This window comes from Qipengyuania sp. (assembly GCF_042095715.1).
Classification (GTDB): domain Bacteria; phylum Pseudomonadota; class Alphaproteobacteria; order Sphingomonadales; family Sphingomonadaceae; genus Qipengyuania.
Genome location: NZ_JBELMO010000006.1, coordinates 34367 through 56426, shown reverse-complemented (window position 1 = coordinate 56426; position 22060 = coordinate 34367). Strand labels below are relative to the sequence as shown.

The following is a 22060-nucleotide window of genomic DNA, read 5'->3' as shown; positions in this document are numbered from 1 at the left end:
TGTTGGGCATCGCTGCACTGATCAAATATCTCCGGAGCAAGTAAGATGGACCAGTGGTCGATTGCATCCAGCCTCAACCGTCGTGCCTTGCTGCGACGGGCTGGCACAGCGGCTGCCGGCCTCGTGGCACTTCCCTTGTCTGCATGCGAAGCGCAAAATTCGCTGTTTAGTGCGGATGGAGCCGGCGCCAATCCGCTCGCCATTCCCGAGCTCAATCAGGGAATTGTCGAACAAGGCGAACGGGTCTTTCGACTGTCGATATCCGCGGGGCAGAAGGAATTCGTTCCCGGGGTCGTTTCGCCTACGATCGGTATAAACGCGCCTTATCTTGGTCCGACATTGGAGATGCGCCGCGGCGAGCGGGTCCGGTTGCATGTCGACAACGGCTTGGACGACGGCGCGACAGTCCACTGGCACGGGTTCGAGCTTCCCGCCGCTGCGGATGGCGGACCGCACCAGCTTATCCGCCCCGGCGCGCGCTGGAGCCCGTCTTTCGAAGTTCGCCAGCGTGCCTCTCTCTATTGGTATCATTCGCACCTGCATCGCGGCACGGGACCGCAGGTCTATGCTGGTCTTGCCGCGCCGATCTATGTCCGTGATGATGAAGAGGACGCGCTGGACCTGCCGAGCGAATACGGCGTGGATGATATTCCGCTTATCGTTCAGGACCGCGTGCTCGATAACTCCGGCAAGCTCCTCTATCCGCAGAATATGCATGCGCAAATGATGGGCGTGCGCGGGGATCGACTCTACGTCAATGGCACGCAAAACGCGGTGTTTGACGCTCGGACCGGTCAGTTACGCTTGCGGATCCTCAATGGATCGAACGCACGCTTCTACGATTTCTCGCTGTCCGGTGGTCAGACCATGGAGCTCATCGCGAGCGATGGCGGCTTGCTGGATCGCCCGCATGCAGTCCGCTCGCTCAGGCTCGCACCGGGTGAGCGGGCGCAGATCCTCGTCGATCTTTCCGAGGGGCGCCCACTCAGCCTTCTGGCGACCAGTCCGGACAATTCGATGGGCATGATGGGCAACGGCGGCGGCATGATGGGCGGCGGTATGATGGGCCGACGCCGCGACGATGCCCGGACGGACGAGCCGTTCCGGATCCTCGATATCAGACCCTCTGGCTCCTCGCCGAGAAGGAATCTGCCGCCGCAGCTTGCCGCGCTACCAGCACTCGACCCTTCACTTGCAGTGCGAACCCGGAGGTTCGTGCTCGATATGGGCATGATGGGCGGCGGGATGTCTATCAATGGTGCCAGCATGGACATGAATGTCATCAACGAGCGGGTGCCCGTCGGCCAGTGGGAAATCTGGGAAATCGCCAACGCTTCGATGATGGCCCACCCTTTTCATATTCATAACGTCCAGTTTCGTGTGATCGACCGCGATGGCCACGCGCCCCCGCCACTGGAAACCGGTTTCAAGGACACGGTTATTGTCAATCCGCGCGAGCAGGTGCGCGTGCTGCTGCGCTTCGAGGAACATAGCGACCCGGACACGCCCTACATGTATCACTGCCACATCCTCGAACACGAGGATGCGGGCATGATGGGGCAGTTCGTCGTGGTGAACAGCTAGGAAGGAATGGTCATGAGCAGGGATGAAAGCGTGATCAAGGGAACCGCGATCGATCCGGTCTGCGGGATGAGCGTCGAGATCGACGGCGCGAAACACAAGGCCAAGCATGAGGGGGCGGAGCACTATTTCTGTTCTTCGCGCTGCCACGACAAATTCCTCCTGGACCCCCAGCTCTATCTGTCGAACGCGCATCTCGATGCTGTTGAGGACGTGCCGGAAGGCACTATCTACACCTGTCCGATGCACCCGGAGATCCGCCAGCCCGGTCCCGGCTCATGCCCGATCTGCGGAATGGCGCTCGAACCCGAGACTGTCAGCCTGGATGAAGGGCCCGATCCGGAACTGGTCGACATGCGCCGCCGGTTCTGGTGGAGCGCGCTCCTGACGCTGCCGCTGTTTGTCTATGCAATGGGAGACATGATCCCGGGGATCAGCTTCGACCGCCTGATTGAGCCTGCCAGGGCGCAATGGGCGCAGTTCCTCCTTGCCACGCCGGTGGTCCTGTGGGGCGGCTGGCCCTTCTTCGTCCGGGCCTGGCAATCGCTCAAGACCCGCAATCTCAACATGTTTACGCTGATCGGGATCGGCGTGGGCATTGCCTATGTGTTCAGCCTCGTGGCAACGGCGCTGCCGGATCTGTTCCCGCCTGCCTTCCGCGACCACTCGGGGCGCGTGGGCGTTTATTACGAGGCGGCGGCGGTTATCACCACGCTCGTGCTTCTGGGCCAGGTACTCGAACTCAAGGCGCGCGGTTCGACTTCCAGCGCCCTGAGGGCGCTGCTCGAACTCGCACCTCCCTCGGCGGTGAAGATATTCGGCAATGGCGACGAACGCGAAGTGCCGCTTGACGAATTGGCGACCGGCAACCGCTTGCGAGTGCGGCCCGGCGATAAAGTGCCGGTCGATGGCGAAATCGAGGAGGGTTCAAGCGCGATCGACGAATCCATGGTCAGCGGCGAGCCTCTGCCCGTGACCAAGCGCGCGGGCGATACGGTTATCGGCGGGACCGTGAACCAGACCGGCGGCTTCATCATGCGTGCCACCAATGTCGGCAAGGACACGATGCTGTCCAAGATCGTCCAGATGGTTGCCGAGGCGCAGCGCAGCCGCGCGCCGATCCAGCGGCTCGCGGACCAGGTCGCGGGCTGGTTCGTTCCTGCGGTCGTGGTTGTTGCGATCGTCACCTTTGCGGTGTGGGCCATCTGGGGTCCCGCGCCAGCGCTTGCCTATGCGTTGGTCAATGCGATTGCTGTTCTGATTATCGCCTGTCCCTGCGCGCTGGGGCTTGCCACGCCGATGTCGGTGATGACCGGCACAGGCAAGGGCGCGCAGCATGGCATCCTGATCCGCAATGCCGAAGCACTGGAGACATTGGAGAAGATCGATACGTTGGTGGTCGACAAGACCGGCACGTTGACGATGGGTAAGCCTGACCTGGTTGCGGTCGACCCGGTCGAGGGTATCAACGAAACCGAATTCCTTGCCGCGGTCGCGGGCGTCGAGATGGGCAGCGAACACCCGCTCGCGCACGCCATAGTAGAAGGCGCGCGGGCCCGCGGTGTTTCGCCTGCCGAAGCCACAGACCTGGCTTCGACCACGGGGGAAGGCGTCGAGGCGAATGTACAGAATCGTCGCATCGCCATCGGCAATGAAAAGATGATGCGGCGGGTGGGGATCGATGACGATGTCTGGCTGGGCTCTGCGGAAAGCGGTCGCTCGCAAGGACAAACAGTGATGTTTGTCGCATTCGATGGGCACCCTGCGGGGATGATCGCGGTGGCCGATCCGATCAAGCCGACCAGCGCGGCAGCCATCGCCGCTTTGCACGCTCGCGATATCCGCGTGGTCATGCTGACCGGCGATAGCCGAGCAACGGCTGAAGCGGTCGCGCGGGAAATGGGCATCGACGAGGTGCACGCCAATGTCTCGCCCGAGGACAAGCACCGCGAGATTGAAAGGCTGAAGAGTGAAGGACGCCGCGTCGCCATGGCGGGCGATGGTATAAACGATGCGCCGGCTCTGGCAGCCGCCGATGTCGGCATTGCCATGGGAACGGGCACGGATGTAGCGATCGAAAGCGCCGGTGTAACATTGGTGCGTGGTGATCTGACCGGGGTAGTGCAGGCAATCATCCTGTCGCGCGCGACCATGCGCAACATCCGCCAGAACCTGTTCTTCGCCTTTGCCTATAACACGCTCGGGATACCGGTTGCCGCAGGGGTGCTGTTCCCGGCGTTTGGACTGCTGCTCAACCCGATGATTGCGGCAGCGGCGATGAGCCTATCATCGGTTTCGGTTATTGCCAATGCTTTGCGATTGCGGGGGGTGAAGCTTCCGGTTTTCGAAATGCAAGTGCAGGATCGAAATAATCGCTAGAAAACCGGGGTGTCACGAAGCGGCAAATGGCCTTATTTGTGATGACGGACACGAAGCTTGAAGCGATCAATGCCGGTTCTGCCTAGGAACGCTGGCAGGCAATCCCTCTGCCCAGTGATTTCTCCTTAGCTAGTTCCAGGGCAGCGCGTAGGCTACTATTGCGTCGCTGACAGGTGTCTTCATGAAATGATGCCCGCCTGCCATAACCACGACATACTGGCGGCCGTCCTGGGAGTAGGTCATCACGTTGGCTTGGCCGCCGCCCGGCAGGACGTCGGTCCAGACGGTTTCACCGGTTTCTACGTCGATCGCGCGGATCAGATTGTCGGTCGTCGCGGCAATGAACAGCAGTCCTCCTGCCGTCACGACACCGCCGCCATTGTTGGGCGTACCGATCGTGAACGGAATGCCAAGAGCAAGACCCCAGGGACCGTTTGCGCGTGCCGAACCGAAGGGCCGGTCCCATAGCGTCTCGCCGCTACTCATGTCGATCGCACGAATGCCGCCATAAGGCGGCTCTTTACACAGAAGGCCGGTCAGCCCGAGCCGCCAGCCCGCGTTGACGTCGATGGCGAACGGCGTACCGGTCTGGGGCGAGCCTTCACCTTCAGAACCACCGCCACCTTGATTGCCCTGCGGGCCGCGCGGCTCCCATCCCTTTTCGTCCGCCACTGCGCGAGGGACGAGGCGGTTGTGGTTGGGCATGTCGTTATAGTTGGCGTAGATCACTCCGCGGCGCGGATCGATCGCCACCGATCCCCAGTCGGATCCACCATTGTAACCGGGATACTGGATCCACCGGCGATCTGACGTGGGAGGCGTATAGTAGCCATCATAGGCCGACTGCCGATACTGGATGCGGCAGATCATCTGGTCGATTGGCGTCATGCCCCACATGTCGCGTTCTTCGAGAGAGGGTCTGCGCAGCGTCGCAAAGCCCGAATAGGGCTGCGTGGCGGTGCGCTCGGCGGGCTCCACACCACCTTGCGGCACGGCGCGCTCGATCACGGTGTGCAGCGGTCGACCGGTACGTCGGTCGAGAATGTAGATCTCGCCCTGCTTCGACGGGAGAATAATCGCCGGCGTTCCGCCCGGCAGATCGACAAGCGTTGCCTGGCTCCCGAGGTCGTAGTCCCAGACGTCCTTGTATACGGTCTGGAAACGCCAGCGTGGCTCGCCCGTCTCGCCGTCCAATGCCACGAGCGCCGTCGAGAATTCGTTTTCCTGTGGACTGCGATCCGAACTCCAGTAATCGACCGCGCTGTTGCCCATGGGAAGGTAGACGAGACCGAATTCCTCGTCCGCCGAAGCCGTCGTCCACATATTGGGCGTCCCGCGCGTGAATTGCTCGCCTGGAGCAGGTTCGCCAAATTCTCCCGGACGCCCCATATCCCATGCCCAGGCGCGCTCCCCGGTAACGGCGTCAAACGCCTGGATTACGCCCGACGGTGCGCTGTTGCGCTGCCCGTCGAGAACCTGATGGCCCGTCACGATGTTGCCGCGCACGATCACCGGAGGAGCCGTGATCGCCACCATGCCTGGATATGTCTGGCCCATGCCCTCTTTGATATCGACCTCGCCGTTGACGCCAAAGTCGGCGCAGGGGCGGCCGGTTTCGGCATCGACGGCGATGAGACGGCCATCGAGCGTCCCTTCAATAATGCGCATCGCGCAATTCGCTGCAGCTCTCGAAGGTACGAGCGGCGCGCCTCCATTCTGGGAAGGAGAGCCTTGGGCGCCTCCGGAAAGCTGTGTGCCGCTGTCCCGTGGGCGGGTGTAGGCGGTCACGCCGCGGCAGGAGGCCGAATAGGGAATGGCGGCGGTGGAGACTTGTGGATCGTGGCGCCAGATTTCCGCGCCGGTTTGCGCGTCGAGCGCGATGAGAATATTCATCGCCGAGCACAGATACAAACGGTCGCCGATCTTCAGCGGGGTCGTTTCTGGGGCGTATTTGCCTTCACCCGCACCTAGGGGCAGATCGCCGGTATGTGCTATCCATGCGCGCTTCAGGCCGCCGACATTGGCCGGTGTGATCTGATCCAACTGCGAATAACGCTGACCTGAATGGGTTCCTCCCCAGGCTGGCCAGTCAACGCCCACATCCTCGAACTCTATCCCGGCCTGGGCTATCGGGAGTTCCCCCCTCACCGGATCGGGGCCCGATGCCGATGCAACCCAGAGTGCAACCGCAAGGAACACCACCGCTCCCCCAGCCCCTGCAAGTGCAACTGGCCATCTTGTCGGCCGATAAAGGCGGGGTGAAACCAAAGCGACCAGAGCGAGGAGAACGGTCGGACCAACAAGCCGCGGCACGAGCGCCCACGGATCATTGCCGCTCTCCCATAATGCCCAGGGCACGGTCACCATATAGATGCCGACGTAAATCCACGCGCCCAAGGCTTTCCCGCGAAAGATGAAATAGGCGGAAGCAAGCAGCGCCGCGCCGGTCAGCCCATAGTAAAGCGAGCCGCCAAGGATTGCGAGCCAGATGCCACCGGCAAACAGTGTTGCACCGATGAGTCCGATCAGAATCGCGACTATCCGCGGTAGAATCGAAACCTTTCGATGAGGTGCGGTTTGTTCGGAACTGTTCATGACGGGCCTCGCTGTTTTGATCTTGGCAAACTTTCCCGATACTTCTGGGCAGGGATGACATTGCGCCTTTCTATCATTAGCGCGATTATTGGATACCTTGGATAGATCACCGGACCTTTCTGCGGCGCAGTTTCGGGAACCGGTTCGCCAGCAGTACAAAGCCCGACAACGCGATGACCGTTCCACCGATTCCGAAAAGCAGCAGCCACCAGCTGTTGATCCGGTCGCGCTGGGTCCAGTCCATGATGTGCAAGCCCCAGACGAAGTCGAAGAAGCGCCAGGTATCGCTTCGAGCGGCGAGAATCGCGCCGCTCGACGCATCGATGTAGAGCCTCGTCGCGTCTGGATCGGAGAAGGTGATTTGCCACGCCGGAAACGGACCTCGGAACTCTGTTCCTATCGGGCGCTCGATCAGCTTAGCACCGGTGATCGAGGTCTCGGGACCGGTCCAGGCCCGCGAAGCGATGGCCTGGGCATCGGCGAGTGGGAGGGGAGATACCCTCGTTCCGGTCTCGGTCTCATGAAGCGTCATCGAGCCATCGCTACGCTCGACTTGAACGAGGGGACGGCCAGCTACGGACTTGGTCGTCACGGCAACGATGCCCTGTCGATCCACCAACCATTGCGGCGCCGGAAACTCAGGATCGAGTGTTTCGGCCTCGCGCGATATGACGTGCTCGGACCGTACCTGCTCGATCTTGAGAAAGGACATGATAGCGCCGGTTCCCATCCACAACAGCACCTGCACGCCGACAACAAGCGCGAGCCACTTATGCAGCTTGCTGCCGAATATGTGCAGCCGCAGCTTGCGTGACGGCTTTCGTAGAGCTGGAACCGACGCCATGAGGTCTTATTGGTTGCGGGGAGGACGCGACGATGAATGGTATTGCACGATCTTCCAGCCATTGGCGTCGTGCGTGAGTACCGACGTTGCCACGCCTTCGCGATCGATCACGCGTCCATCCGCCAGTTCAATCCGGTAGGTATAGGTTTCCCGGCCGTAAGCCATGTGTCCCATCCGGGTGACTGCAACGGTCGGCTCACCGAAGGTGAAACTGGTGATCGCGTCCAGTTCAGGCCCCAGGTGATGCGCCATGTAGTTCGTGAAGCTGCCTTCATCCTTTCCGTTCTCGTAAACGAAGGATTCTTCCGCAAACAAGGCTGTCATGGCCTCAGCATCGCGCGCCGTCAGCGCGTTACGATACGCTGTGAGAGCAGCCTCCGCCCCCGCGACGTCGTCGTTCATGGCCGCCATATGATCCGCCTGGTTCATGCCCTGCGCCGAATGGTCCATCTGCTTCGATTGCGAATGCTCCCCATGCGCGGAATGGTCCATGTCCTGGGCCAACGCCGGTGCCGCGGATAAAGCAAGCGCCGCAGCGGCCACGCCCCGAATGATTGTAGTGTGCATCGAACTTTCCTTGTTACTCAGAACCAGAACCGTATGCCGACGACATAATTCGTCACGCTGGGATCTTCTCCTTCGGCGCGTGCGTAGTCGGCGCTCTGACCGATCCTCCATTCCTGATCGATCCCGATATAGGGCGCGAACTCACGCGCGAAATGATAACGCAGGCGAAGGCCGGCTTCGACTGTATCCAAGCCCGCACCGATGCCCAGTTCAGGCACGTCCTGCGCCGAAAAGGACGCTTCCACACGGGGTTGAAGGACCAGGCGCTGGGTAATTCGCTGGTCGAGCTCGGCCTCAATGCGCGCCGTCAGGTCGCCTTTGTCGGACAGGAATGCGGCGGCATCCACCTCGAACAGATAGGGTGCGAGGCCCTGGATGCCGACCACCGCATAGGTGCGGTCCAATGGCGCGAAATCCTGCCGGATACCGGCCTGGAAATCGAAAAACGGCGCGATAGCGCGACTGTAGAGCGCCTGGACTTCGGCGCTTTCGATCTTCTCGCCGAAACTGCCTTCACCTTCCGATTTGAACCAGAATTTGTCGAGATCGCCACCGTAATACCCCTGAAGGTCGAACAGATAGCCGTCGGATCCTTCGCGCGCGCGGTATTCGACGCGGTCACCCTGGAACCAGAAATATGTCTGGCCGCCCTGTTCATCGCGCAACTGCTCACGGCTCTCGCGCATTGCCTCAACACCCCATATGGCATCTGCGGCGCGTGCAGGGCCCGAACCCGCGGAAGCGGGCGGCGGACCCGAGGGAATGTCCATCGCCATCGCCTCATGACCCATGGCGGAATGGTCCATTTCTCCGCCCGCTTGGTCGTCGACCACTCCGGACTGATCCATCGACCCATGGCCCATTTGCGAATGATCCATCTGTGAGTGGTCTACAGGTGACTGGCCCATGGGTTGCGGCATCTCGGGGCTACCTTCACCTTGCGGCTGCATGGATTGGTGATCCATTGCACCATGGTCCATTTGCGAATGGTCCATGGGCATTGCGGAGGATGGCGGCGAAGCATCCTCTCCGCTGCCTTCCTCTTCGGCGGCCTCCTCTGCGTCCTGCGGGTCGGCAGGCTGCATCGGCATGGAATGGTTATGGCCATGGTCTTGCGCGAAGGCGGGCGTTGCCGTTCCGGCGAGCATGAGCGCGATCATATACTTCATCCGCTCTCTCCCACGCGCTGTACGTCTGGTTGCCCTGCTTCCTGCGCGACCGTTACGATCTGGAACATGCCGGCATGCATGTGATAGAGAAGATGGCAGTGAAACGCCCAGTCTCCTGGCTCGTCGGCGGTGAGATCGAACTGGGCGAAGCCGCCGGGCTGCACGACCACCGTGTGCTTTTGTGGTTGGCGATCGGCAGGTGCGCCGTTGACGAGCTCGAAGAAATGACCGTGAAGGTGGATCGGGTGCGCCATCATGGTGTTGTTGACCAGCTTGACCCGAACCCGTTCGTTATAGGCAAAGCGGATCGGCTCGTCGCTGACGGCCGAGAACTTCTCGCCGTCGAACGACCACATGTAGCGTTCCATGTTCCCGGTGAGATGAATTTCCATCTGGCGCGACGGCGTGCGCAGATCGTCATTCGGTTCGAGCGCGACCAGATCCTTGTAGTTCAGCACCTTATGCGGAACCTTGTCGAGGCCGATACCAGGATCGCCCATCCGGTCCTGCGGGTTCATGGCAACCATGTCTATGCCTGGACTGACCTTCACATCGGGTGGCAGCCTGGACGTGTCGCGCATGTCCATGCCGCCCATCGACATTCCAGCCATTCCGGCCATCGCTCCCTCGCTTGACCCGTCGCCGCTGTCGCTCATGTCCATACCGTCCGGCGGCGAGGTTCCATGTCCCATCGCGCTATGATCCATGCCTGACATGTCACCTTCCATTCCAGCCATGCCACCCATACCCGCCATGCCCATATCGGCCATCGTCAGGAGCGGCGGATCGCGCAGCGCGGGGACAGGCGCGCGGGCACCGGGGCGGCTGGCAAGCGTCGCGACCGCCATGCCCGAGCGATCCATGCTTTCCGCGACGATGGTATGCGCTTCGCCGGTCGGTTCGACGACTATATCGTAGGTCTCGGCGGTGCCGATCTGGAACTCTTCGACCTCGACCGGCCTCACGTTGAGACCGTCGGCCGCTACGACCCAGAATTTCAGCCCGGGAATACGGACGTTGTAAAAGGACATGGCGCTGCCATTGATCACCCGGATGCGGACCCGCTTGCCGCGCGAAAACAGATATTCCAGCCCTTCTTCGGGACCGTGTCCATTGGCGAGGTAAGTGTAGGTCGAGCCCGTGACGTCGAGGATATCTGTCGGCATCATGCGCATTTCTGCCCACATCCGGCGCTCTTCTCCGGTCAGCGGATAATCATCGGTCAACGTGCGTTGCTGGTAATTGAAGTACCCCTCGCCCTTCTTCAGCTTCGACATGATTGTGTGGGGATGCATCGGCGTAAATTCGCTGAGCAGCATCACGTAATCGTAGTCGGCCTGCACCGGATCGGGTCCGGTAGGATCGACGATGATGGGCCCGTAATGCCCGGCCTGTTCCTGCAGGCCGGAATGGCTATGCCACCAATAGGTGCCAGCCTGCCGTATGGCGGGCATTTCGTAGGTGAATGTCTGCCGCGGCCGGATTCCGGGAAAGCTCACACCGGGCACACCATCGAACTGAAACGGCACAAGCAGTCCGTGCCAGTGGATCGAACTGTCTTCGTCCAGCGCATTTGTCACATTGAGATTGACAGGATCGCCTTCTTTCAGCCGCACCAGCGGACCGGGAACGCTACCGTTCACCGCCACTCCCATACCGCTACGGCCCTGAACAATTCGCGGGCCGCGCGCGATGGTTAGATCGATATTGCGGCCGGATACTTCATCGAAACCCTGGCGGATCGTCGCGCCATTCATGTTGCCGCCGCGCGCCCAGGCGGGCATCGCGGCGGTGGCACCAAACAGGCCGCCGGCGACGATACTCGAGCCCAGGAATTTGCGTCGATTGATTGCTTGCATGAGAAAGTCCTGTTCGAAGGAGGTTTGCCCTATCCTACGCGGCTGGAGGCGCTTCCCCTCACGCGCGCGAAATTTTTTCCTTCAGAGCCTTTCGGGCACGGTAGACCAGCGATTCCACCGCCTTCTCCGAAACACCCATTATATCGGCAACCTCGTTCTGGCTTCGCCCATCGATGGCAACGAGAATCAGCGCCTCGCGCAGCCGCACGGGAAGCCGTTGAATTTCGGCATGGGTCTTTTGCAGAAGCTGCCGATCGACTGTCTCGGATTCCGGCGAGGGCGCAGGATCGGAGGCAAGTTCCGGCATGGAAGCCTTTCCGAACCCCAGGAACTGCGCTGCCTTCCGCCTGCGGAGTTTGTCGCGGCATTTGTTGAGTGTGATCGTCGTGAGGAACGGGAGAACGGGCCGCGCCGGATCGAGGCGCTTGCGGGCGATCCACGCCGAAGCAAGGGCATTCTGCACAACGTCTTCGGCTTCATCATGTGAGCCAACCATTCGCAATGAGGTTGCAAGCAGGCGGGGTATGAGCGGTTCTACAAGTTCCGTGAATGCGCGGCGGTCACCGGCGGCAACTTTTGCAACAAGCGCCTGCTCCTGACTATCCGGCTGCCCCTGCACTCCGCGATCATTCCGAAGGCGAACCGGTCAGTGACCGGGCAACCTGCTGATCGAATTCGCGTTGCTGCTCTTGGTCGAGAATGCGGCGCATCGCGAAAACATGCCGGACCGTCGCCTTCTGCAATTCGCCCATGCTCTGGTGGACCTCGTCGATGGCTAGACTGACCTCGGGGCCGTATTCATGCTCCTTGTCCATCGCGGCGGCCAGATTGGCGTTAGCACGCCGAACCGCCAGTTCGCGCTGGGCGTTCTCGATTGCGTAGCGCTCCTCGAGACGGTCGAGCCGATCTTCCTGTTGGGCGGTGAGGTCGAGCTGTTCGTGAACGAATTCGTGGAGACTGCCCGGCTGGGTTGGCGCGAACCATCGCTCTGCTGCGACCGCGCCCAGAAATCCCGCAAGAGCAGCGAGTAGGACGGCAAGCGCGATATACAGTTTGGGACTTTTCATCAATCGACGTGTAGCAGCGCGGCGGGAGAAAGGCGGGCGTCGCTAAATAGCGGGTAGGCGGGTTCCTGAGCATAGACAGGAGCCTGAACCGTGAGGGCACCCGCGCCGAGTCCAACTGCGAACAGGCCGGCAAACAGCATGCTGCGCATGGCCCCGTCCCGCCGCGCACTCATATCGCCGACACGTTCCCAGACGCCTTCCATGAAGCCGCCGAGCACGCTCGGTGCAATATCGTGGGCAAGAGCGCTCAGAATAGGGTCCAGGTCCTGTTCCATCGGTGCGGGTCGATCCTTCAACTGCTGTTCGTTCTTCCCATACGCGCGGCGCGTCCGCTCCCCGCAAAGATATTTAATGAGGGGAGGCGGCTCGGGATGCGTAACAGGCAGCATAGCTCTCGTTAATCTGCGGTGAAAGGGCACGCGCCACCATGAAAGCAGTCCATTTTTTGATACTTGTTTGCGCGGTGATCCTGCCGCTCGGTCCTGTTTATGCGCACGGCGACGAAGCGCATGATCCCGCTACGAACGCTGCCGCCTCTTCCGAGCCAAGTCAGGAAGCGACTGGCATGAGCGGGATGCAAAGCGCCTCGGGTCAGTCTGCCGAAGCCGGCCACGGCTCCGACGGCCATGATGACGCATCCGGCGGACACGAGAGCGTCAGTGAGGGTGACTTTGTCACTGTCCTCAAGAAGCTGCATCCCGCGACGATCCATTTCCCGATTGCACTGTTCCTGCTGGCAGCCTTGGCCGAATTGTTCGTCATGGCCGGGAGAGGCGCTGCAGCCGAACCCGCTGTCCGCGTGCTGATCTATGGCGGTGCGGGCGGTGCCGTCGTCGCAGCCCTGTTCGGCTGGATTCATACCGGCCTCTGGTTTGGCGGCGATACGGTCATGCATCTCCACCGCTGGAACGGAATGCTGATCGCCGCGCTCGGTCTCGCTCTTGCCGCCCTTGCTTACAGGCCGCGTAAAGACAGAGTCCTTCTGCGCACCGGACTTTTCGCGATGGCCGCGCTCATTCTGCTTCAGGGTTTTCTCGGCGGAGAGCTTGCGCACGGCCCCGATCACCTTGGCCTCTCCTGGATCTGAAGGATAAACATGATGCAGCATTTCAAGACGAAGAAGATGATTGGAACGCTTTTCCTCGGGACCGCGCTGGCGGGCTTGGCGGCGTGCGATCAACAACCCGAGCCTATGGCGGATGACGGAAATACGGCTGCCATCGAGACAGCACCGGCGAGCGCGCCGTCGCCAGTTGAGGCCGCTTCCGTAAATTCGACCGAGACCGGCGTAGAAACCGCGCCCGTCGCCAGCGTACCCGCGACCGAGCGCAAGCCGGCTGGTCCGGCCGAAGCGCCACCACCGCGCACGCCGACAACTGGTTTGACGCCGGCACCCGCTCCAACGACCTCGGATGTTCCGGAACCGGTCGACCCGCATGCAGGGCACAACATGGAGACCATGTCCGATCACGACATGGAAGGAATGTAGGAGATTTGAGCATGAAATTCATAGTTACTGGCTTGGGCATACGCCGCGCGCGCGCGGCACTCGCTACTTTCGGCGTGATCCTCCTTGCAGCCTGCACGAGCGCCGCACAGGCAAGCCCCTATGTAATGTTCCGCGATCCGCAATGCGGATGCTGCGGGGAATGGGCGAAGCATGTTCGCACCGGTCTGGATCACGAGGTCATGGTTCGCGAAGACCGTCCCATGGCCGAGGTAAAGGCCGAAGCAGGCGTGCCTGACGGCTTGGTCTCCTGCCACACGATGGAAGTCGATGGCTATGTGATTGAGGGTCATGTTCCCGCACGCGAGATCGCGCGCCTTCTCGAAGAACGACCCGACGGCGTGACTGGCCTCGCCGTTGCGGGAATGCCCCTTGGCTCCCCCGGCATGGAAGTTGGCGGGAGGGTGCAGCCCTACCAGGTCATCGCTTTCGGACCTGCGGGCGAGCGCGTATTTGCAAGCTATCCATGACCCGCTGGAGCGGGCTGGAGTGAAAGCATTCGATTGAAAGGAAAGCCGATATGACCCATCGATCGATTCGCCCGGAAATCTTGCGATGGGGCTGGACGCTCAGCAGCTTTCTGCTTCTCAGCTATTTTCTCTGTGTGGGTTTCGGCCTCCTTTTCCCTGAGCGGTTTCACATGCACGAGGCCTGGGCGCCTCTCCTGCCAGGCTTCGAATGGCTAACCTGGCGCGGCTTCCTTGCCGGAGCCGTCGGCAGCTTCCTTTATGGCTGGTACATTGGCGTTATCGTGGTGCCGCTTTACGCCGTGTTTGGTCGAGAAAAACGCGGATGACGATACACCTCATACTCCACAGGACCTGTCTTCATCGACGCGTTCCCGGCATTCCGGACGGGGGAGTTCGAGCCTTATGACGGCGACGAAGCATGGCACACATACCGCGATGGAAAGTGCGCCCGACGCCGCTGGTAAGGGGACAATAAGTCTCGCCGGGGGTGTGGCTATGGGTACCGGCGTGATGATCGGCGCTGGGATCTTCGCTCTCACCGGTCAGATCGCGGAACTTGCCGGCCCGCTGTTCCCGCTATCGTTCGTTCTGGGCGCACTCGTCACATCGCTGGCCGCCTATAGCTACATCAAGATGTCCAATGCGTGGCCATCGTCGGGCGGCATCGCGATGATTCTGCAGAAAGCCTATGGTCCTGGCGTCGTTGCGGCCTCGGCTTCCCTGCTCATGGCGCTTTCGATGGTTATCAACGAAAGCCTCGTTGCGCGAACCTTTGCTACCTACGCCCTGCGACCGTTCGGGCTTGAGGAGAACAGTCTCCTGCTGTCAGCCCTGGCTCTTGGGTTGATCGTATTCGCCTATATCGTGAACAAGGCGGGCAATCGATCGGTGAGCGGCTTCTCGCTTGTCATGTCGGCGATCAAGATCGGCGGGATCGCTCTGTTCGCCGTGGCCGCAATCGCCGCGAGCGGATTTTTCTCCGGCGCGTTTGCCGAGCCTGCGTCTATGACGAGCGGCGGCGCGTTCCTGGCGTCGGTCGCGTTCTCGATCCTGGCGTTCAAGGGCTTTACCACGATCACCAATAGCGGCGGAGAGATCGTCGATCCGCATCGCAATGTAGGCCGCACGATCATGATCTCGATCGCGATCTGCGTCGTCACCTACCTGCTCGTCGCGTTCGCGGTCGGGTCCAGTCTGACGATCGGCCAGATCGTCGAGGCGCGCGATTATTCGCTCGCTGCCGCCGCCCGGCCGGCGCTTGGAGAGCTCGGGTTCTGGTTTACCATCGTCATTGCGATTGCGGCGACCACTTCGGGCGTGATCGCCAGCGTATTTGCAGTCTCGCGGATGCTCACCATGCTGACCGAGATGAAGATGATCCCGCACAGTCACTTCGGCATGAAGGGTCCGATCCGCGGTCACTTGCTGGTCTATACGGTGGTGATCGCGGGCACGCTCGCGGTGCTGTTCGACCTGTCGCGGATCGCTTCGCTCGGGGCGTTCTTCTATCTCGTCATGGACATGCTGGTCCATTGGGGCGTGTACCGCCATCTGCGCAAGGAGATCGGGGCCAAGGGTTCGGTCCTGCTTGCGGCAATCGCTGCCGACGGCGTAATTCTTGTCGCCTTTGCGGGGGTGAAGCTCGATTCCGACCCCGCCATCGTGGTGATCGGGGCGGTCCTCATAGCTGCGGTATTTGGTCTCGAAGCCCTGTTCCTGCGCCGGAGACGTGCGGAGGATGGGAACGCGCATGCGGACGCCGGCGTCAATGGAAGCAGCCAAGACCATCAAAACGAGGCAGAAAAACAATGAAGCAGGCAAAAGTATACCGGATGGTGATGGACAAGCACATCTGTCCATACGGCCTGAAAACGGTCGACCTGCTCGAACGGCAGGGTTTTGCGGTCGAGGACAATCACCTCTCCTCGCGCGAAGAAACCGACGCGTTCAAGCAAGAGCATGGCGTCGAGACGACACCGCAGACCTTTATCGATGGCAAGCGGATCGGCGGATACGACGATGTCCGCGCCCATTTCGGCAAGAAGAGAACGCAGACCGGCGACGACACGATCAGCTATCAACCCGTCATCGCCATCTTCGCGATCGCGGCGCTGCTTGGCCTCGCCATCAGCTGGTACGCGCTTGGCGAGCTGCTCACCGTGCAAGCTGCCGAATGGTTTGTCAGTCTGTCAATGTGCTTGCTCGCGGTGCAGAAGCTGCAGGACGTCCGCAGCTTCTCGACCATGTTCCTCAATTACGATCTGCTGGCGCAGCGCTGGGTGCGCTACGGTTTCGTCTATCCCTTCGGCGAGGCGCTGGCTGGTATCCTGATGACCGCGCATGCGCTGCCGATCATCTCGGTACCGGTCTCACTGTTCATAGGCACGATTGGTGCCGTCAGCGTGTTCTACGCGGTCTACATCCAGAAGCGTGAGCTCAAATGCGCCTGCGTGGGCGGCAGTTCCAACGTGCCGCTGGGGTTCGTGTCGCTGACCGAGAACCTGTTCATGATCGGTATGGGCCTCTGGATGGGAGCAAAGGCGCTGGGCTGGATCACTTTATGATCGCGGCTCTGCTCCTCGGCTTCGTCCTATTTGCGGTCTCGCTCTATTTTCATATGTGGATGCTGCGCGGCGCCAAGGCCCTTTCCCCGCCCGGGAAGGAGCCAAGGCATCTTCGGGTCCTTGCCGGCTCGTCCCTGGTTCTTGCCAGCCATCTCGTCATCGCCGGTATCTTTGCAGGCGGTATGTATCTCGCCAGTGTTTGGGGACTTGGAGCGCTGGAGCAGGACGTCATCGATAGCTGGATGGACTATTATTACTTCGCGCTGATTACGATATCGACTGTCGGACTGGGCGATATTCTGCCCGCCGGTCACATGCGCGCTATTTCCGGAATAGCCGCACTGACCGGGTTCCTGATGATCAGCTGCACCGCCCAATATGTCTACCAGACCATGAGCAAACAGGAGAACTGATATGGCGAAAGGCACGCAACACGATCATAGCGAGGGAGGCGGTGGCAATTACTGGCGCTTCATGGCGATGGTCTCGACATCGACCGTTGTCATGTTTGTCCTCATGTATGCCAACACCTACGATGCCGATCACTTCTTCTGGAGCGAAACGCGCTTCTGGATGATGTTCGTGATGGGCGCGATGATGATGGTCGTCATGCTGCTCTTCATGTGGGGCATGTATAAAGACAGAACCAAGAACTTCATCATTCTCGGCGTCGCAGCAGTGGTCTTCGCCCTGGCATTGTGGCTCGTGCGCAGCCAGACCACGATCGACGACGAGGAATATATGGCGGCGATGATCCCTCACCACTCGATCGCCATCATGACCAGCGAACGGGCGCATATCCGCGATCCGCGCGTGCGCAAGCTCGCGCACGATATCATCCTCGCCCAGCGCCGCGAGATCGCGCAGATGAAATACCTCATCGAGGATATCGAGGAAAATGGCGTGCGGACCACTGAGAGGCTCCCCGAAGATATCGAAGCTCCGGTTCCCGCAACTCCGCAACCTGACCCAACCCTTGCCGAGACACCCGAAGAAAGAGCTGCGCAATGAAGACGACCTTTATCCTCACCACAGGGCTGGCTGTCGCGCTGGCTGGGTGCAACCAGAACACCGCCATCGGCAATGATCGCGAAGCGCAGCTTGATCCGCCGGCCAAAGCGTCGCCAATCGAGCCGGCTTCCAGCGCGCTGCAGAACATATCGACGGCGCTCGTAAAGCCCGAGACGATGAGCGACGCCGATGTTTCGGCAATCGGCGGGAAGGAAGGTCGTTGTGTCTTCCGCTTGACCGAGGTTGGCTACCCCACCTTCGTTTACGAACCGGGAAGCCAGGGCTTCATCAAGCTGAACGGCAAACTGATCCCGGTCAGCGCTGCCGGTACGGATCGCTATACCAGCGGCGATCTGCTCGTCACTACGCGCCTGCTGGACGATGAAGGCAATGCGGGCTTGCAAGCGCAGGAATTGATCGTGGTCCCGCCCGGGGCAGGAGATGAACTGGGGTACCGTGGGTATTCTATCTGCGATCAGTAGCAGAAAAACCTGCGGGAGCTGCCTGAATTTTTGCCTTAGGCAGACTATGCGCGGGTTTCGAAGCTGCAATGGACAGGCGGCTCCACCTCCCCCCAAGAGAGCCTGCGGGTCGCAGGCTCTAGAGCCGTCTCGGAGCCCCGCGCGTGACCAACCCCATGCGCGGGGCTTCACATTCAAGCGCATCATTTGCAATTGCGAAGGTTTCTTTTTGACAGATAATCTGACCCTTGCCGTCTTCGGCGCCGGTGGAAAGACCGGCACGCTGCTCCTCGAACAGGCGAAGCGGCGCGGCCACCACGTGCGCGGTCTCGAGCATCATTTGCCGGACCCGGCGAAACGGATCGAAGGTGCCCACTATATCCAATGCGACGTGCTCGAGGACGACCTTGCTGATGCCATCCGTGGTTGCGATGCGGTTATTTCTACCCTTGGCGTTTCGTTCACGCCATCGACCGCGATCGACCCACCACCGCTCTACACCGAGGGAACACGCCGCATTCTCGAAGCGATGCGCCGGGCGGACATCGACCGGATCGCAGTGATCTCCGCAGCTTTCGTGGACCAGCAGCCCGGAATGCCGTCATGGTTCCGGCTGACTGTTGTCCCCGCTCTGGCAAACATTCTCGAACACATGCGGGTCATGGAGGGCATGCTCGAGGCCGAGCAAGGTCTCAGGTGGACGGCCGCAAGACCCGGTTGGCTTATCAATTTGCCCTATAGCGGCGAAGCGCGAGTGAAAGCGCGGACGCTATCGGCGGACTGCTTCCGCTGCCGCCATGCCGATCTCGCTGCCCTGCTTCTCGATTCAGTAGTGAGTGGGAGGTGGATCAACGAAAAGCCTGCAATCGGCAAGCCGGAGGCTGACGATCTTGAAGGGCTTCTTGCCCTTCGCGAGGAACTGGAAAGCCTCTTCGCATCTTCGTCGCGATAGGTTGAGCGATGGCGATGTTTGTCGCCGTTTGGAATGCGCCGCTTGCGGCATCGGCAATTCGGTCTGGAGTTTGAGAACATGACACATGACAAGAAAGACATCGCAGTGTCGCGGTGGGAAGGCGAGGGCGGGGCACTGCCCTGCGGTCCCCAGGAAGCGCTAGCAGCCACTTGCGACGAGTGGGATATCCCCGCCCTGTCGGACGCGGAGCTCATCCAGCTGCGCATCCGGGTCATTGCCTTGGAAAATATCGTTCTCAGCCTTCTGTCGAAGGCAAGCAACGAGCAGCTGGAGCATATCGCTGAAATGGCGGACTTGATAACGCCGCGGCCCGACGCGAAGCAGCATCCGCTGACCATCCACGCAGCGACCCAAATGAACCATATGGTGGAGCGCGCCAAGCATTTTCGATCATGACGCAGAATGCGGATGGCAACTGGTTGCTTATTTTTCCCACGCTGCCGTTCAGGTCTTTCTCGAAACAGCCTTCAGGAGGGGGGACACCGTCTCTAGCGGTTGAACTTTCCAAAGAGATCGGAAAGTTCCGCCAGTTTCATTCGCTGTGCTTCCTCGTCGCCGCTTTCGATTATGGCTGCGATGGACTCCTGCGCATGGATGGCGAGAACTTTGGTTCTCGTTGCGCGGCCAGCGTTTCGATCGGATCGTCTCGGTCGGCATGTTCGAGCACGTCGGACGCCCGCAATTCGCAACGTTCTTCCGCTGCTGCGCCAATATGCTGACGGATGACGGGGTGATGCTGCTCCACACGATTGGTCGGATCGGCACACCGGGCACAACCGACGCTTTCACGCGCAAATACATCTTTCCAGGCGGCTACATCCCGGCGCTTTCGGAAACCGTCGCGGCGAGCGAGAAATATCGCCTCATTGCCAGCGACGTCGAGATGCTGCGGCTGCATTACGCCAGAACGCTGCGCGCATGGTATGCCAATTGCGAAGCCAACCGCGAACGGATCGAGGCGATGTTCGATGCGCGCTTCTATCGCATGTGGACCTTCTATCTCGCCGGAGCCACGGCGGCTTTCGAACATGGCGGCATGTGCAATTACCAGATTCAGTATTGCCGCGATCGGAGGGCTTTACCCTTGACGCGCCGATATGTCGGCGAAGCGGAGGGGGCATTGCGGGGCAGGTGGGGCAACCTTTCGGGACGGGTTTCTTAAGATCCTTTGCTGACCTGACAGCAACCGTACGGGCCAGCAACGGAAGATCATGTCCAGATGCTACTGCTCATGGTGCAGTTCTACTTCCGCGCGAGCGAGTTGCATCATCCAATCTGGTCGAACGCAAGGCGCATATCATCCAGGCGACAGCTTCATGCGTGTCTTTCACGTGATTTTCCGCATCATCGAGAGAAACCACCATATCGAGCAGGACGTTTTCGTCGCAGCTTGCTTGACCGTCTTTGCCGACATACCGGTGTCTGACGGTCCTGATCGATCGGATCAGTGACCGGCTGCACCGGGTCCAGATCCATGAACCCGACGTATTGCTCGACGCTGTAGAAAGCCTCGCTGAGATCGGGGCGAGTCTACGATGCTCGCGTGACATACGGATGCGCGCCTTGCGGCGTTACCTTCGCAGATGCGAGGAGCGCGTTCCGCAATTGGTCAGTCGGCTATCGGGATAGGTTTTAGCAATTCAATTCTGCGCTGCTTTCCACGCGCCCATCGAACCCAGGTACACATCCACATTGTCAAAGCCGTGAGCGTCGAGCCAGCCTGCCGCCACTGTCGCCCGCATTCCGCTCGCGCACATGAGGGTGTAGCCGCGGGCCGGGTCCAGATCCTGCCAGCGCTTGGGCAGTTCGCCGACATAAATATGCTCCGAGCCGTCGATCGCGGCTGCCGCCCGTTCATCGGCATCACGCACATCGAGCAGTGTCCATTCGTTGTGTTCGCCGGTCAGCCGCCGTTCGACTGTTTCGGTATCCACCATCGGAATCGATCGCATATTCTTGCCCGCCGCCGCCGCGGGCACTACGCCTACGTAACCACCCAGAACGTTGTCCAGTGCAATGCGGACCAGGTGTTCCATGGCAGTATTAAGCTGGCCCTGCGACGAGGCGATCAGGGCGACACTCTCCCCTTCGCCGATAAACCACCCCGCAAAGGCGGGGATCATCCCAACCGGGAGATTGATACTGCCGGGCAGATGGCCCGACGCATAGGCGAGCGGCTCGCGGATATCGATGAGGTGGTCCGCGCCGCATTCGCCCAGCTCCTGTAGCGACATCGGTTTCGGCTCAATGACCCGCGGAGCGGGACTCCCGCCCTCCAGGTTCAGCCGCTCCATCAACCTGAAATAGGGAGGCTGATAATGGTTCTCTCCCACCTTGAAGTCGATAAAGGCTTCGCGGTCCTCGATCTGCAGCCGCGGATTGTTGTGCCGCTCGTGGCCCACGCTGGAGAACTCGCGGTCGGCCATGCCCGACCCGCAAACAGAACCGGCACCGTGGGCCGGATAAATGATGGCCTGATCGCCCAGGTCGCAGATCTTGCGCAGGGAATCATAGAGCAGGCCTGCGACCTCACGTTTGCGGTCGGGATAGAAGTCGGTGCGTCCGACGTCGCCGACGAACAAGGCGTCGCCGGTAAACACGCCAACGGCTTTCTCCGGATATTCGGTGTCGAACAATGCGTAGGCGAGATGATCGAATGTATGGCCCGGCGTCTCCAATACGCGGAATTCGAGCTGGCCGACGCGATAGCTGTCGCCCTCGCACGTCGTTTGCGCATAGACGACTTCGCCATCGGCGTTCGGGCCGTGCAGCACCTTTGCCCCGGTCATGTCGGCCAGGACCGCTGCGCCGGAAACGAGGTCCTCATTACGATGCGTCTCGAAAATATGCGTGATCGCCAAGCCTTCGGCGCGGGCCTTCTCGATATAGATGTCGCAATCGCGGCGCGGATCGATCACTGCCGCCTGCCCGCCGGACCCGACGAGATAGGACAGATGGGATAGGCCGGGTGTCTTGATTTTTTCGAGAAGCATGATGGGTTTCCTTCTGGTCG

General features: G+C 60.7%; 22 protein-coding genes and 1 pseudogene. 14 read left to right on the top strand and 9 right to left on the bottom strand.

The window, feature by feature from the left end; translation table 11 throughout:
* Nucleotides 1-45 precede the first annotated feature (45 nt).
* Nucleotides 46-1584 (top strand): multicopper oxidase family protein, encoded by a 1539-nt coding sequence (locus ACFDTG_RS03365; protein ID WP_067505942.1) that lies wholly within the window; start codon nucleotides 46-48, stop codon nucleotides 1582-1584.
* Nucleotides 1585-1596: 12 nt separating this feature from the next.
* A complete protein-coding gene (locus tag ACFDTG_RS03360) occupies nucleotides 1597-3960 on the top strand; it encodes a heavy metal translocating P-type ATPase (RefSeq protein WP_063612665.1) in 2364 nt (787 codons plus the stop codon).
* A gap of 129 nt (nucleotides 3961-4089) precedes the next feature.
* Here ACFDTG_RS03360 and ACFDTG_RS03355 read toward each other — a convergent pair whose 3' ends face one another.
* The 8 genes from ACFDTG_RS03355 to ACFDTG_RS03320 all read right to left on the bottom strand — a co-directional run bounded on the left by ACFDTG_RS03355 (nucleotide 4090) and on the right by ACFDTG_RS03320 (nucleotide 12336).
* Entirely contained in the window at nucleotides 4090-6555 is a 2466-nt protein-coding gene (locus tag ACFDTG_RS03355; RefSeq protein ID WP_063612664.1) for a membrane-bound PQQ-dependent dehydrogenase, glucose/quinate/shikimate family, read from the bottom strand.
* Between the two features lie 106 nt (nucleotides 6556-6661).
* The gene (locus ACFDTG_RS03350) at nucleotides 6662-7399 is read right to left on the bottom strand and encodes a PepSY domain-containing protein (protein WP_174539187.1); all 738 of its coding nucleotides are present in this window, start codon (nucleotides 7397-7399) and stop codon (nucleotides 6662-6664) included.
* Between the two features lie 6 nt (nucleotides 7400-7405).
* The gene (locus ACFDTG_RS03345; protein ID WP_225871716.1) at nucleotides 7406-7966 is read right to left on the bottom strand and encodes a nuclear transport factor 2 family protein; all 561 of its coding nucleotides are present in this window, start codon (nucleotides 7964-7966) and stop codon (nucleotides 7406-7408) included.
* A gap of 17 nt (nucleotides 7967-7983) precedes the next feature.
* Nucleotides 7984-9135: a copper resistance protein B gene (locus ACFDTG_RS03340; protein ID WP_160728998.1), complete on the bottom strand. Its 1152-nt coding sequence runs from the start codon at nucleotides 9133-9135 to the stop codon at nucleotides 7984-7986.
* Nucleotides 9132-10994, bottom strand: a complete 1863-nt coding sequence (locus tag ACFDTG_RS03335) for a copper resistance system multicopper oxidase (RefSeq protein ID WP_160728999.1) — start codon at nucleotides 10992-10994, stop codon at nucleotides 9132-9134. Before ACFDTG_RS03335 ends, ACFDTG_RS03340 begins: the two co-directional genes overlap by 4 nt.
* Nucleotides 10995-11052: 58 nt before the next feature.
* Nucleotides 11053-11613 carry an RNA polymerase sigma factor gene (locus ACFDTG_RS03330; protein ID WP_063612661.1) on the bottom strand — a complete coding sequence of 187 codons (561 nt, stop codon included), beginning with the start codon at nucleotides 11611-11613 and terminating at the stop codon, nucleotides 11053-11055.
* A gap of 7 nt (nucleotides 11614-11620) precedes the next feature.
* Nucleotides 11621-12061: a periplasmic heavy metal sensor gene (locus ACFDTG_RS03325; RefSeq protein WP_063612660.1), complete on the bottom strand. Its 441-nt coding sequence runs from the start codon at nucleotides 12059-12061 to the stop codon at nucleotides 11621-11623.
* The gene (locus ACFDTG_RS03320; RefSeq protein ID WP_160729000.1) at nucleotides 12061-12336 is read right to left on the bottom strand and encodes a hypothetical protein; all 276 of its coding nucleotides are present in this window, start codon (nucleotides 12334-12336) and stop codon (nucleotides 12061-12063) included. Before ACFDTG_RS03320 ends, ACFDTG_RS03325 begins: the two co-directional genes overlap by 1 nt.
* 152 nt (nucleotides 12337-12488) lie before the next feature.
* On the opposite strand from ACFDTG_RS03320, the gene ACFDTG_RS03315 reads away from it, so the two are divergent.
* From ACFDTG_RS03315 to ACFDTG_RS03260, 12 genes and pseudogenes are all read left to right on the top strand, one after another.
* Nucleotides 12489-13148 carry a DUF2231 domain-containing protein gene (locus ACFDTG_RS03315; protein WP_063612658.1) on the top strand — a complete coding sequence of 220 codons (660 nt, stop codon included), beginning with the start codon at nucleotides 12489-12491 and terminating at the stop codon, nucleotides 13146-13148.
* Between the two features lie 9 nt (nucleotides 13149-13157).
* Entirely contained in the window at nucleotides 13158-13550 is a 393-nt protein-coding gene (locus tag ACFDTG_RS03310) for a hypothetical protein (protein ID WP_063612657.1), read from the top strand.
* Between the two features lie 11 nt (nucleotides 13551-13561).
* Complete coding sequence (locus ACFDTG_RS03305) at nucleotides 13562-14038, top strand: DUF411 domain-containing protein (protein WP_160729001.1); 477 nt, start codon at nucleotides 13562-13564, stop codon at nucleotides 14036-14038.
* Nucleotides 14039-14088: 50 nt separating this feature from the next.
* Complete coding sequence (locus tag ACFDTG_RS03300) at nucleotides 14089-14364, top strand: DUF5676 family membrane protein (RefSeq protein WP_066850773.1); 276 nt, start codon at nucleotides 14089-14091, stop codon at nucleotides 14362-14364.
* A gap of 109 nt (nucleotides 14365-14473) precedes the next feature.
* The gene (locus ACFDTG_RS03295; RefSeq protein WP_160729034.1) at nucleotides 14474-15850 is read left to right on the top strand and encodes an APC family permease; all 1377 of its coding nucleotides are present in this window, start codon (nucleotides 14474-14476) and stop codon (nucleotides 15848-15850) included.
* Entirely contained in the window at nucleotides 15847-16602 is a 756-nt protein-coding gene (locus ACFDTG_RS03290; protein ID WP_063612654.1) for a glutaredoxin, read from the top strand. Before ACFDTG_RS03295 ends, ACFDTG_RS03290 begins: the two co-directional genes overlap by 4 nt.
* Nucleotides 16599-17015 (top strand): potassium channel family protein, encoded by a 417-nt coding sequence (locus tag ACFDTG_RS03285; protein WP_063612653.1) that lies wholly within the window; start codon nucleotides 16599-16601, stop codon nucleotides 17013-17015. Before ACFDTG_RS03290 ends, ACFDTG_RS03285 begins: the two co-directional genes overlap by 4 nt.
* A 67-nt stretch (nucleotides 17016-17082) precedes the next feature.
* Nucleotides 17083-17613 carry a DUF305 domain-containing protein gene (locus tag ACFDTG_RS03280; protein ID WP_063612733.1) on the top strand — a complete coding sequence of 177 codons (531 nt, stop codon included), beginning with the start codon at nucleotides 17083-17085 and terminating at the stop codon, nucleotides 17611-17613.
* Nucleotides 17610-18095, top strand: a complete 486-nt coding sequence (locus ACFDTG_RS03275; protein WP_063612652.1) for a DUF6692 family protein — start codon at nucleotides 17610-17612, stop codon at nucleotides 18093-18095. The genes ACFDTG_RS03280 and ACFDTG_RS03275 overlap by 4 nt, the downstream gene beginning before the upstream one ends.
* Before the next feature lie 208 nt (nucleotides 18096-18303).
* Nucleotides 18304-19026, top strand: a complete 723-nt coding sequence (locus ACFDTG_RS03270; protein ID WP_375289636.1) for an NAD(P)-dependent oxidoreductase — start codon at nucleotides 18304-18306, stop codon at nucleotides 19024-19026.
* Nucleotides 19027-19104: 78 nt separating this feature from the next.
* Nucleotides 19105-19443, top strand: a complete 339-nt coding sequence (locus ACFDTG_RS03265) for a hypothetical protein (RefSeq protein ID WP_160729002.1) — start codon at nucleotides 19105-19107, stop codon at nucleotides 19441-19443.
* A gap of 223 nt (nucleotides 19444-19666) precedes the next feature.
* A pseudogene (locus ACFDTG_RS03260) lies at nucleotides 19667-20209 on the top strand (class I SAM-dependent methyltransferase); the annotation flags it as partial.
* Between the two features lie 478 nt (nucleotides 20210-20687).
* Here the strand turns inward: ACFDTG_RS03260 and ACFDTG_RS03255 are convergent.
* A complete protein-coding gene (locus ACFDTG_RS03255) occupies nucleotides 20688-22040 on the bottom strand; it encodes a rhodanese-like domain-containing protein (RefSeq protein ID WP_160729003.1) in 1353 nt (450 codons plus the stop codon).
* Nucleotides 22041-22060 lie beyond the last annotated feature (20 nt).